Source organism: Kineosporia corallincola (assembly GCF_018499875.1).
GTDB classification, from domain to species: domain Bacteria; phylum Actinomycetota; class Actinomycetes; order Actinomycetales; family Kineosporiaceae; genus Kineosporia; species Kineosporia corallincola.
The window spans coordinates 62,390-74,187 of the sequence record NZ_JAHBAY010000025.1; the positions used below are offsets into that span (position 1 = coordinate 62,390).

General features: G+C 65.4%; 12 protein-coding genes. 4 read left to right on the plus strand and 8 right to left on the minus strand.

Annotation, left to right across the window (positions count from 1 at the left end):
- Positions 1 to 159: 159 nt before the first annotated feature.
- From KIH74_RS35135 to KIH74_RS35155, 5 genes are all read right to left on the minus strand, one after another.
- A complete protein-coding gene (locus KIH74_RS35135; protein ID WP_214160774.1) occupies positions 160 to 384 on the minus strand; it encodes a hypothetical protein in 225 nt (74 codons plus the stop codon).
- 75 nt (positions 385 to 459) lie between these two features.
- Positions 460 to 831 carry a DUF2255 family protein gene (locus tag KIH74_RS35140; RefSeq protein WP_214160775.1) on the minus strand — a complete coding sequence of 124 codons (372 nt, stop codon included), beginning with the start codon at positions 829 to 831 and terminating at the stop codon, positions 460 to 462.
- Entirely contained in the window at positions 828 to 1,229 is a 402-nt protein-coding gene (locus KIH74_RS35145) for a (R)-mandelonitrile lyase (RefSeq protein WP_214160776.1), read from the minus strand. The genes KIH74_RS35140 and KIH74_RS35145 overlap by 4 nt, the downstream gene beginning before the upstream one ends.
- A gap of 12 nt (positions 1,230 to 1,241) precedes the next feature.
- Positions 1,242 to 1,994, minus strand: a complete 753-nt coding sequence (locus KIH74_RS35150; RefSeq protein WP_214160777.1) for a carboxymuconolactone decarboxylase family protein — start codon at positions 1,992 to 1,994, stop codon at positions 1,242 to 1,244.
- A gap of 89 nt (positions 1,995 to 2,083) precedes the next feature.
- Complete coding sequence (locus KIH74_RS35155; RefSeq protein ID WP_246573832.1) at positions 2,084 to 3,106, minus strand: zinc-binding dehydrogenase; 1,023 nt, start codon at positions 3,104 to 3,106, stop codon at positions 2,084 to 2,086.
- Positions 3,107 to 3,352: 246 nt separating this feature from the next.
- On the opposite strand from KIH74_RS35155, the gene KIH74_RS35160 reads away from it, so the two are divergent.
- A complete protein-coding gene (locus tag KIH74_RS35160; protein ID WP_214160779.1) occupies positions 3,353 to 4,189 on the plus strand; it encodes a helix-turn-helix transcriptional regulator in 837 nt (278 codons plus the stop codon).
- Between the two features lie 73 nt (positions 4,190 to 4,262).
- On the opposite strand, the gene KIH74_RS35165 is transcribed toward KIH74_RS35160, so the two are convergent.
- The 3 genes from KIH74_RS35165 to KIH74_RS35175 form a co-directional block, all read right to left on the minus strand.
- The gene (locus KIH74_RS35165) at positions 4,263 to 5,147 is read right to left on the minus strand and encodes an aldo/keto reductase (protein ID WP_214160780.1); all 885 of its coding nucleotides are present in this window, start codon (positions 5,145 to 5,147) and stop codon (positions 4,263 to 4,265) included.
- Between the two features lie 77 nt (positions 5,148 to 5,224).
- The gene (locus tag KIH74_RS35170; RefSeq protein ID WP_214160781.1) at positions 5,225 to 6,118 is read right to left on the minus strand and encodes a helix-turn-helix domain-containing protein; all 894 of its coding nucleotides are present in this window, start codon (positions 6,116 to 6,118) and stop codon (positions 5,225 to 5,227) included.
- Positions 6,119 to 6,391: 273 nt separating this feature from the next.
- Complete coding sequence (locus tag KIH74_RS35175) at positions 6,392 to 7,435, minus strand: NAD(P)-dependent alcohol dehydrogenase (protein WP_214160782.1); 1,044 nt, start codon at positions 7,433 to 7,435, stop codon at positions 6,392 to 6,394.
- A gap of 255 nt (positions 7,436 to 7,690) precedes the next feature.
- Here KIH74_RS35175 and KIH74_RS35180 point away from each other — a divergent pair, with 255 nt between their 5' ends.
- The 3 genes from KIH74_RS35180 (at position 7,691) to KIH74_RS35190 (ending at position 11,317) form a co-directional block, all read left to right on the plus strand.
- Positions 7,691 to 9,169, plus strand: coding sequence for an MFS transporter (locus KIH74_RS35180; RefSeq protein ID WP_214160783.1), 1,479 nt, complete (start codon positions 7,691 to 7,693; stop codon positions 9,167 to 9,169).
- An 80-nt stretch (positions 9,170 to 9,249) separates the two neighbouring features.
- A complete protein-coding gene (locus KIH74_RS35185) occupies positions 9,250 to 10,284 on the plus strand; it encodes a zinc-binding dehydrogenase (protein WP_214160784.1) in 1,035 nt (344 codons plus the stop codon).
- A gap of 16 nt (positions 10,285 to 10,300) precedes the next feature.
- On the plus strand, positions 10,301 to 11,317 hold the full coding sequence (locus KIH74_RS35190) for an aldo/keto reductase (RefSeq protein WP_214160785.1): 1,017 nt from the start codon (positions 10,301 to 10,303) through the stop codon (positions 11,315 to 11,317).
- Positions 11,318 to 11,798: the final 481 nt, after the last annotated feature.

Here is an 11,798-nt window from a genome sequence, read left to right on the forward strand (position 1 = left end):
ACCCGGGTGCGGACGTCCGTCTGATCCGTTCGCGCGCAGCCAGGGTGTCGGCGCCGACCCGGGGCTCAGACGGCTTGGAGAACCCGTCCATCACGAACGCCGCGTAGACCTTCCCAGCATGGGTGTCGAGGTAAGCGAAATCGACGATCCCAAGAAGTTTCACATCTTCCGGGAGCCGTAGACCTCCCGCCCGGCGGCCGGGTCGTACCACCGCTCGAGGATGACTTCCTCGATCAGCTCCTCCCGCGTCGCGCGCTCCGCCTTCGGGCGGGAATTGACAGCGTAATAGGTTGACGGGGCGATCTTCCACACGAACCTCGACAGCACCGTGCAGACCGGCTCGATCCCGAACTTGTCCTTCACCGTGTCGATGAACGCGGCCATGACCGGCCGGGGAACCCATACCCCCAACGCTGTAACCACCATTCCTGTATCAGGACGGTCCCATGCGGGTCATTGTCAGGCCGGGAGCACATGAAGAGTGGCTGCACGCGGTCCAGGTTCCTCGAGATGGTCGACGATGGATGCGTAGTGGCCGTACTTGGTGCGGTAGGCCGCATCGATCGCCGGAAGATCGTTCTGCTCGGCTTCGGCGAAAACGACTTCGTAGGCGCGGTTGCCGGTCAGAAGCTGCCCACTGCCGGTGGCGATGGCCCAGCGGAACCAGTCGGCGCTTCGCCCGTTGGTAGAGCGGATGAAGACGCGCTCCCCGTCCCGGACGATCCAGATGATTCTGGGGTTGCGAAGTGTGCCGTCGGCGCGGCGAGCGACGATCCGTACTTCTTGCGGCTGGGCCAGGGATCGCGCAGCTTCGCTGGTCCAGGTGTTCATCCGGCGGAGTACTCCTCGTCACTGACATGTTCCAGCCAGGTTGTTGTTGTGGCCGGGTCATCAGCCTGGTCCAGCATCGCCAGGTGCTCCATGAAGGAGTCGGGAGAGGCACCGTGCCAGTGCTCCTGACCAGGCGGACAGTAGAGGGTCTGCCCAGCGTGTGCTTCGATCTTAGCCTCGCCGCGGGACTGGACCCATGCCACACCAGAGGTGATGTGCAGAGTCTGACCACGAGCGTGGGAATGCCAGGCCGTCCGGGCGCCGGGGGCGAAGCGGACCCTGCCCACGACCATCCGCTGGCCGGCTTCACGGGGGTGGGCCAGGGTGTCGAGCCAGACGTCCCCGGTGAACTGCTCCGGAGGGTTTTTCACTGTGGAAGGGCGAGGGTCGAGCTGCATGACAGGAACCTCCTAAAGGGTGATCTCGTCCAGCGCCCGCAGGGCGTTCAGGGTACGCGGGTATCCGATGAAGGGCAGTAGTTGAGTGATGACGGCGAGCAGGGTGGCACGGTCGTTGCCGACGTTGAGGTTGGCCGCGACGTGGCCCTTGACCTGTGGATCGCAGCCGCCCATGGCGGCCAGCACGGATAGGGTCAGCAGTTCGCGTGTCGGCAGGTCCAGACCGTCGCGGGTGTAGTGGTCGCCGAAGCAGTTGGCCGACAGGAGTTCCTGGATGTGCATCTCGTCGGCGGGGGCGTTGGCGTACATGCTGTCAACGCGATCGGCGCCGACGATCTGCTTCTGAACGCTGAGACCTTTTTCGGCGCGGGTCACGGGAGTGGTGGTGGACTGCCCCGGCAGAGGAAGTGACACGCCGTGCTCAGCGAGAGTGGTATTGGTGACTCTGAGGAAGTCGATGGCCTTGCCGATTCCGACATATGGAACGGCCTGGTAGACGATTTCTTTGATCTCGACCGGGGTGACGTCGTTGTTCAGGGCAGCGCCGAGGATGGCCGTGTATTCGGTCAGGGCCTGAGCGCCGATGAGAGCGGCCAGCTGCACCATGAGCCGGGTGCGGGTGGGCAGCGTGCCGTGCTGCAGGATCTCGTCGAAGGCGAAGTTATCGAAGTAGGCGATGAATTCGGGGTCCGTGGTGGCCAGGTCCGAGGTCAGGCCTGGAAAGAGCTGCTCATGATTGCTGCGCGCGGTGTGGCTGATCGTCATAGTCGTCCTGTCCGGAACAGAGGTTGCGGATCGGGAAGTGCGGACGGTGTGGCCGGGGGGCGGACCACACCGTCGGGTGCGCCAGTTGCTCAGATGGTGAGCTGGACTTTCAGGGCGGTGCGGGAGTCCATAGCCTTGTAGGCGTCGGCGACGTCGTCCAGGTTGCGGGTCTGGTCGAAAACCTTCCCCGGTTCGATCTTCCCGTTGAGGACATCGGTGAGCGCGGTGTCGATGTAGGCGCGCACAGGGGCGGGGCCACCGTTGAGGGTGATGTTCTTGCCGAACAGGGAGCCGAAACCCACCGGTGCGTCCTCGTACTGGGGCACGCCGACCCGGCTGATGACCCCGCCGGCTCGGACCACGCCGTAGGCCTGATGGTAGGCCGGCATGTGGCCGACAGCCTCGAGGACGATGTGCGACCCCTGACCGCCGGTCAGGTCCATGACCTTGGCGATGCCTTCGTCGCCGCGTTCGGCGACGACGTCGGTGGCGCCGAACTCTTTGCCGAGGTCCGTGCGGGCGGTGTGGCGGCCCATCAGGATGATCCGTTCCGCACCCATCTGCCGGGCTGCGAGCACGGCGGAGAGCCCGACCGCACCGTCACCGATGACGGTCACGGTCTTGCCCGCGCCGGCCTTGGCCATGAAGGCAGCGTGGTAGCCGGTCAGGTAGACATCGGACAGGGCGAGCAGGGACGGGTAGAGCGCCTCGTCCACTCCGGCCGGCACCTTGACCAGCGTTCCGCCGGCCTGGGGGACACGGACCAGTTCGGCCTGGGCGCCCCCGACGTCACCGAGGCCGTACCAGCCGCCGTTGGGGCAGGCGGTCTGGAATCCGTCTCGGCAGATGGGGCAAGTGTTGTCGGCGTAGGCGAAGGGCGAGATGACGAAGTCGCCCTTGGCCAGGCCAGTCACGTCGCGGCCGATTTCCTCGACGACACCGATGAGCTCATGGCCCATCGCGGCGGCGTGGTCACCGGTCGGCATGCTGTTGTATGGGTGCAGATCCGAGCCGCACACGCAGGCACGCACGATGCGGACGATGGCGTCGGTGGGCTGCTTCAGTTCAGGGTCGGGAACCTGCTCCACCCGAACGTCTCCGGCTCCGTACATGAACGTTGCTCGCAAGATCTTCCATCCTTACAGGATCACGGTCGTGGGGACGGCAGTGATGCCCACGTTGACATCGCCTGCATCCATGGAACCCTCTGGTGCCGGTGTCAGGGAGTTCCTGTCGTTTCAGGTACTGGCAGTACCCCCTGGAGGCATGAGGCGTGACGTCCGTGGCCGTGCGGGGACGGGCCAGCCTGGTATTGACAGCCCCTCCTTCTCCGATCGGGCGGCCTTTACCGTCGAGGAATGGACAACCGGGACGAGCTCCGCAACTTCCTGATGTCCCGCCGGGCCAGGATCACTCCGGAAGAAGCGGGATTGGACAACGTCTCAGGACAGCGCAGAGAGCAAGGTTTGCGTCGGTCCGATGTAGCGCTGCTGGCCGGAGTCAGCACTGACTACTACGCCAAGCTGGAGCGGGGGCAACTGCCGGGCGCCTCGGAGCGTCTGCTGAGCGCGGTCGCCGACGTGCTGCGGCTGGACGAGACAGACCGGCGGCTTCTGCGGAAACTCGCACAGAACAGGGCGACACACCATCGTTCGCGGGCGTACCCACAGGCGGTCCAGCGTCTCTTGATGGCACTGAGCGGTGTTCCCGTGGTGGTCCGCAATCAGCGTCTTGACCTGCTGGGCGGTAACGAACTGGGGAAAGCGCTCTACGCCGACGCTTTGACCAGCCTTGAGAAACCCGTCAATGAAGCACGTTTCGTTTTCCTGGATCCGCTGGCCGGCGAGTTCTGGGTGCGATGGGACAAGGCCGCGGACGACTGCGTGGCCGCCTTGCAAGCTGCCGTCACCCAGAACCCGCAGGACAGGAAACTGTCCCTACTGATCGGCGAGCTGGCCACGCGCAGTGAAGCGTTCCGGGTGCGATGGGCGGCCGCCCACGCCCAGTCCTTCGTGGCGGGAAACAAGGTGATCCAGCATCGGAGCGCCGGGCTGCTCGAACTGAGCCATGACCGGCTGACGCTGGCCTCTGCTCCCGGACTCACCCTTCTGGTCTACGGCGCCGAACCCGGCAGCCCGACCTGGAGCCGATTGACATTGCTGCTTCCCGGCGAAGCACACGCCATGCCCGCCTGACAGGGGACGGGGCCTAACGACCTGACTCATTGCCTGACTCATTGCCTGACTCATTGCCTGGCTCAGGAGCTGGTCAGGCCTCAGGAATGGGACGGCCGTAGTCCTGGAGGGTGATGGCGGTGGGTTCGGGACCACCACGCTTGCCGGTGTTCAGGGCGTCCAGCGAAGCGAGTTCGGCGGTGGACAACTCGAAGTCGAACACGTCGAGGTTCTCGGCCATCCGCGCCGGACGAGTGGATTTGGGGATGGCCGATCGGCCCTGCTGAACGTGCCAGCGCAGCATCACCTGAGCCGGCGTCTTGCCGTGCTTCACCGCGATCTCGGCGATCGCTGGGTCCTTGAGTGTGCTGGTGTGCCCGGCCTCGCGGTAGAAGGTGATACCGCCAATCGGTGACCACGCCTGGGTGAGGATGCCGTGCTGGGTGTTGAAGGCCTGCACTTCTGGCTGGGTGAAGTAGGGGTGCACCTCGATCTGGTTGACCGCCGGAACCACGTCTCGTGCATCCAGCAGTCTGCTCAGGTGCTCGACCATGAAGTTGCTGACCCCGATGGCCCGGACCTTGCCATCGGCCAGGAGCGTTTCCAGGGCCCGGTACGCCTCGAGGGTTCGCTCGAAGTCGGACGGCAGTGCCTGGTGCAGGATCAAGAGATCGACCTGCTCGACGCCCAGCTTGGCTGCGGACTTCTCGAAACCGTGCAGTGTCCGGTCGTATCCGTAGTCGCTGATCCAGATCTTTGTCTCGACGAAGATCTGGCCCCGGTCGACGTCCGATGCCTGGATGGCCTCACCGACCTGGCGTTCGTTGCCGTACGCTGCGGCCGTGTCGATGTGGCGGTAGCCGGCGTCCAGGGCGGCGCGAACGGCCGCACGCGTCTCCTCCGGCGGGGTTTGGAAGACTCCAAACCCGATCGCAGGAAGCACGACATCGTTGTTCAACCTGAGATTGGTTGCAGACATGAAAAAGGACCTTCCCCAGTCTGAAAGATTCCGCCGGAAGGGTTCTCAGGTTTCGAGAGGCGGAATCCATGGGTGGATCAGGCGGTCTCGCCGGCTGCCATTTCGGTAGGGATGCCCAGCTGGGACGCGGCCCAGGAGGCGAGCAATTTCAGTCCATCGGCTGTGGGCGTACCGGCGGCTGCGGTGTAAATGTTCAGCCTCAGACCCGGTTCCGAGGACAGGTCCATCGACTCGAAGTCCAGGTCCAACTGCCCGACGACGGGGTGCCGCAGGCGCTTGACGCCGGTTCGGTGGAACTTCACGTCATGCGAGGCCCAGCGATGGCGGAAGAGTTCGGACTGGGTGGACAGCTCACCGACGAGCTCGATCAATGCCTTATCGGTCGGGTTGCGACCGGCTTCCAGGCGAAGCATGGCCGCGGCGTCCTGGGCGATGCGCTCGTAGTCGACGAAGAACTCGGGTGCCCGCCGATCCAGGTACACGAAACGGGTGGTGTTGGCCGGGCGCCGGGGATCTTCCAGGATGAGCGAGTACAGCGCTCGTGCCATCGGGTTCATGGCGATGATGTCGTGACGCCCGTTGCGGACCCAGGCCGGAGTATCCGGCATGGCGTCCAGCACCTGCTGGATCACCGGCCGCACCGTGACCGGCGCCGGCGCCCGACGGGCGCGGGAAGGGGAGGCGCTCGTGCGGGCCAGACTGAACAGATGGACCCGTTCGGCCTCGTCCAATTGGAGAGCGTCGGCCAGGCTCTCCAGAACGCTGTCGGAGGCACCGCTGAGGTTTCCGCGTTCCATCCGGATGTAGTAGTCGACCGAGACACCGGCCATCATGGCAACTTCCTCGCGGCGCAGCCCCTTGACCCGCCGGTTGCCGCCGTAGGCCGGCAAACCGGCCTGCTCGGGACTGATCCGGGCGCGGCGCGTGCTGAGGAACTCACGAACCTGCGTGGAAAGGTCGTCGGTACTCATGACCTCAGGCTAGGCCTGCGGTAGCCCGGTGTGGGAGGCACTGCCATTACCGGCCACCGCAGTATCCCAGTTCTACGACGCGACCTCGCCACACCTCAGGAACCTCAGGACACCTCTGGATACCTCGGAACACCTCGGGACGGGACGCCTTAAGGAGTGGGCCGAGACGAGGTTGCGTTTTCGCCAGAGTTCCTGATTTCTGGCGGCATTGGGACACTTCGACAGGGTTGGGCACCTGCAATTGTCGTGGCTGGTGCCAGGGTGCTGATCGGCCTACGAGGTGAGGGTGGCGTTGTCCAAGACGAACCGGTAGCGGACATCTGCGTCGAGGATGCGCTGGTAGGCCTCGTTGATCTGATTGGCCGAGATCATCTCGATCTCGGCGGTGACGCCGTGTTCGGCAGCGAAATCAAGCATTTCCTGGGTCTCGGTGATGCCGCCGAAGTGGGTGCCGGTGTAGCTGCGACGGTTCCGGATGACGTTGTAGACGTTCATGGTCACCGGTTCGGAGTCGATGCCGGCGTTGACCAAGGTGCCACCCAGGGCCAGCAGGCCCAGGTACGCGTCGACGTCGATGCTGCCGCTGACGGTGTTGATGACGAGATCGAAGGAGTTCGCGAGGGTCTTGAAGGTGTCCTGCTCGGCCGTGGCGAAGTACGCGTCCGCGCCCAGGCGCAGGGCATCGTCGCGTTTGCGGTCGCTGCGGGAGAGCGCGGTGACAACGGCGCCTTTCGCCTTCGCAAATTTGACCGCCAGGTGCCCGAGGCCGCCAAGCCCGATGATCGCGACATTGCTACCCGGCCCCACCTTCCAGTCTTTCAGCGGGGCGAAGACGGTGGCCCCGGCGCACAGCAGCGGAGCGGCAGCGGCTGGATCCAGGGCGGCCGGAACCTTCACGACGAAGTCCTCATTGGCCACGATCATCTCGGAGTAGCCGCCCTGCGTCATCGTGCCGTCCCGGTCTGGGCTGCTGAAGACGAGGGTGTGGCCGTTCAGGCAGTATTGTTCCTGGCCCTGCAGGCAGTTGGCGCATTCCCGGCACGAGTTCACCATGCACCCGATACCGACGCGGTCCCCGACCGCGTGCTTGGTGACCGCTTCACCGACCGCCGTCACTTCGCCCACGATCTCGTGGCCCAAGACCAGCGGGGATTCAGGGAGTGGCATTTTGACGAAATTCATGTCCGAGTGGCAGATACCGCAGTATTGGATGTCGATCTGCACGTCGTGCGCGCCGACGTCGCGGCGCTCGATCGTCACCGGCTCAATGCTGCCATTGGTCTCCAGCACGGCGTAAGCCTTCACGGTGGTGGGCACGGATTTCCTTCCAAGGCGGACGTCAGAGGGGTGGGGCCCCCTCGACATCCAAGAAGACCGCTGCCACCTCACCCCCGCCAGTGCCTGGCCTGCCCGGTACAGCCGGTACCCCCAAGCCCCCAGACCTCCAGACCTCCAAGATCCCCCCGGAGGTCAGGTGAGGTCAGACGAGAGCGGACTGGCCTGGGAGGTAATGCCAGTACCGGCCACAGCAGACTCTCCCCCATCATCTCGGCAGGCACTTCACTGAATGTCATGAGCACACCGTCCAGGTCCGTATCGAGCCCAGCCGCGGATGCCGCCGCCTCCCAGACCGCGCCTACCCCGGCTTCCGGATCAGCTAGCCGGACGGCGTCACCCAGCCATGCCCGGTACGTACTGGCGATCATTCTGGTCAGCTACTTCATGATTCTCCTGGACAATTCGGTGATCTTCACCGGGCTGCCCAGTATCCAGGCCGGCCTGGGACTGTCCACGGCCGAACTGTCCTGGATCCAGGACGCCTACACCCTGGTCTTCGGCGGGCTCCTGCTCCTTGGAGCTCGCGCCGGTGACCTGATCGGCCGGGTGCGACTGTTCGTCGTGGGCCTGGCGATTTTCGGGCTCGCGTCGCTATCGATCGGACTGTCCCAAGCGGGCTGGTGGATGATCGCTGGCCGCGCTGTCCAGGGCATCGGGGCTGCGATCGTCGCGCCCACGTCCCTGGCCCTGATCACCAGCTACTTCGAGGGCGCGGCCCGACGTCGCGCGGTAGCGCTCTACGCGGCCACGGCCGGCATCGGGGCCAGCCTGGGCATGCTCGTGGGAGGGGCCTTCACTGCATGGATCTCCTGGCGTGCGGCCTTCTTGATCAATGTCCCGATCGCCGTGGCCATGATCGTGGGTGCCCGGGCGGTGCTCACCGAGACCCCGCGCCGGAAGGGCAAGTTCGATGTTCTGGGTGCTGTGGGAGCGACGTTCGGGATCGGGGCGTTGGTGTTCGGGTTCATCGAGGCCGGGGATGCTGGTTGGTCTTCCTGGCGGGTGATCGCCGCTCTGGTCGCAGGGGTGGTCCTGCTGGTCATTCTGGTGGCCCACGAGGCGCGGGCCGAGCAGCCGATCATGCCGCTGCGGTTGTTCCGTAGCCGCGAGCGCAGCGGCGCCTATGCCACCCGGTTGCTCTACCTCGGCGCCATGATGGGGTTCTTCTTCTTCACCACGCAGTTCCTGCAGAACGCCTACGGCTTCAGTCCACTTCAGGCCGGTCTGGGGTTCCTGCCGATGACGCTGGTGAACTTCGTGGTCGCGATGGCCATCCCGCGACTGAGCGCTCGCATCTCCAACGGCGTTCTGCTGGCTGGGGGAACGGCGGTGACGTTCGCCGGGATGTTCTGGCTCAGCCGGGCCGGGCTCGGGGACAGCTACTGGGTAGCGGTCGCGCTGCCGATGATTCTGATCGGCCTCGGTCAGGGCCTGGCGTTCGCGCCCCTGACCAACGCCGGTATCGCCGGGGTCGATGCCAGCGACGCCGGCGCTGCGTCCGGTCTGGTCAACACGGCCCATCAGCTCGGCTCGGCGCTGGGCCTGGCCGTCCTGGTCGCTGTCTCCGCCGACGCGGTGGCCGACAGTTCGTCCGTGGCTGCGGTGACCCGGCAGTTCCATGAGGCGATCACCGCAAGCAGCGTGTTCCTGGCCCTGGCCGTCCTGGTGGTGCTCATCGTGATCCTGCCGGCCCGCGCAGCCCGCCAAGCCTGAACACCGGCGAGCACCAGCCCCTCCCTGAGGCGGATGCGCTTCCCATACCTGCCTGAAATTGTCTGAGAGAAGGAAAGATCGTGCGAGCAACAGTGATGTACGGCGCCGGAGATGTCCGGGTCGAGACGGTGACGGATCCGGAGCTGAGCCAGCCGACGGACGCGCTGGTGCGAGTCGTGGCCGGATGTATCTGTGGATCGGATCTGTGGCCCTACGCCTCCATGCCCGCGTCCGATACCGGGCGCCTGATGGGACACGAGTTCGTCGGGGTCGTCGAGCAGATCGGTGAGGACGTCACGAGCGTCGCGGTCGGTGACTTCGTCATCGCCCCGTTCGTGGCCTCGGATGGCACCTGCGAGTTCTGTCAGGAAGGACTGCAGACGTCGTGCCGTCACGGCGCTCACTGGGGCGCTGAGGACATCGGCGGTGGCCAGGGCGAACGAGTCCGCGTCCCGTACGCCGACGGCACGCTGGTGACCGTTCCTGCGGGCTTCGACGAGAGCCTGGTTCCCTCGCTCCTGAGCCTGTCCGACGTCATGTCGACCGGCTATCACGCGGCCGTCACCGCCGGGGTCGCGCCCGGCAAGAGCGTCACCGTCATCGGGGACGGCGCGGTCGGCCTGTGCGCCGTCATCGCCGCCCACCTGCTCGGCGCCGACCGGATCATCCTGATGGGCCGCCACCGGGACCGTACCGACCTGGGCCGCGACTTCGGCGCCGACGAGGTCGTGGCCGAGCGGGGCGCCGACGGCGTCGCCAGGATCAAGGAGTTGACGGGTGGGGACGGCACCCACATTGTCCTGGAGGCTGTGGGCCTCAAGGAAGCCCTGGAGACCGCCTTCGGTGTCGTCCGGGACGGTGGCGTCATCAGCCGGGTGGGTGCACCGCAGTTCGAGGAGGTGCCCTTCGGATTCGCCGACTTCATGCGCAACGTCACCCTGACCGGCGGCGTCGCCCCTGCCCGCGCCTACATCCCGACTCTGTTGCCACTGGTCCTGGACGGCTCCATCGAGCCGGGCCGCGTCTTCGACCGTACGGTGAAAATCGACGATGCCCCCGCGGGATACCAGGCGATGGCCGACCGTAAGGCCATCAAAGTGCTGATCACCTTCTGAAGACCGGAGCAAACACATGGAATACCGCCTGCTCGGCCGGACCGGCCTGTCCGTCAGCTCACTGTGCCTGGGCACGATGATGTTCGGCCCTTGGGGCAACGACGACCAGGACGACTCGATCCGGATCATCCACCGGGCCCTGGACGCCGGGATCAACTTCGTCGACACCGCCGATGTGTACTCCAACGGGGTCTCGGAAGAGATCGTCGGCAAGGCACTGAAGGGCCGGCGCGACGACGTCGTCCTGGCGACCAAGTTCTTCATGCCGATGGACCAGCAGCCCAACCACGGCGGCGGGTCCCGCAAATGGATCATGACGGAGGTCGAGAACTCGCTGCGCCGGCTCGGGACTGACTACATCGACCTGTACCAGGTGCACCGCCCGAGCCCGAGCATGGATGTGGAGGAGACCCTGGGCGCGCTGACCGATTTGGTGCGTCAAGGCAAGGTGCGTTACATCGGGTCCTCGTCCTACTCCGGCTCCCAGATCGTCGAGGCCCAATGGGCCTCCCGTACCCGCAACCTCGAGCGCTTCGTCTCCGAGCAGCCCCCGTACTCGATCCTCGTGCGGGGCATCGAGGAAGACGTCCTGCCCACCACGCTGCGCCACGGCATGGGAACCCTGGTCTACAGCCCTTTGTCCGGTGGCTGGCTGACCGGCCGCTGGCGCAAGGACGCCGCCAGTACCCCCACCTCCGCCGCCCGCCCCAAGGCCCGCTTCGACATGGACAGCCCCGCCAACCAGCGCAAGCTGAACATCGTGGAAGACCTGGCCCTGCTGGCCGAGAAGGAGGGCCTGACCCTGATCGAACTGGCCCTCGGATTCGTGCTTAACCACCCCGGCGTGACCTCGGCGATCATTGGCCCCCGAACCATGCAGCAGCTGGAGTCACAGCTGCCCGGCGCGGACGTCAACCTGAGCACGGCCGTACTGGACCGCATCGACGAGCTCGTGGCCCCCGGAGTCACCCTCAACCCCGATGACAACAGCTACGGAGCCGCAGAACTCGCTCCCGCCGCCCGGCGTCGATGACCCACCCTGAGCCTGAGGTTTCTCGGTCGACAGGCCTGGATGACACGGACCAACGAAACCTCTTGGCAGTAGCCATGGTTCACTGCCTACCGGTCAATGGGTGAGGTGCCCGGCCATACCCTTGCGGCATCGCTACGCCCACGCCGCAGGCATTCACCGTGGCCTCCAAAACCAGCGACCGAAACCACCCCGGAGTTTTTAAGGTCCACAGGCATTGGTGGGCATCGCAAGCAAGCCCGAATCCACCGGGTTCGAGCTGACGGGAGATTTGAGAAGTTTTACGCCGCTAGGCGTTGCCTGTCGTGACATTGGTGATGGCAGGGACACGGGGGCGGTGAACGAGGGACGGGTTCCTTGGCGGCAGGGCGATTGCGTAGTCGATTGATGGGCCTCTGATCAGCGGTTTTCCGCGTGTGGAAGGAGGTTGAGAGCGGACGCGGCCCGTCCGGAATCATGGAGTTTGCGACAACATCCGAACTCT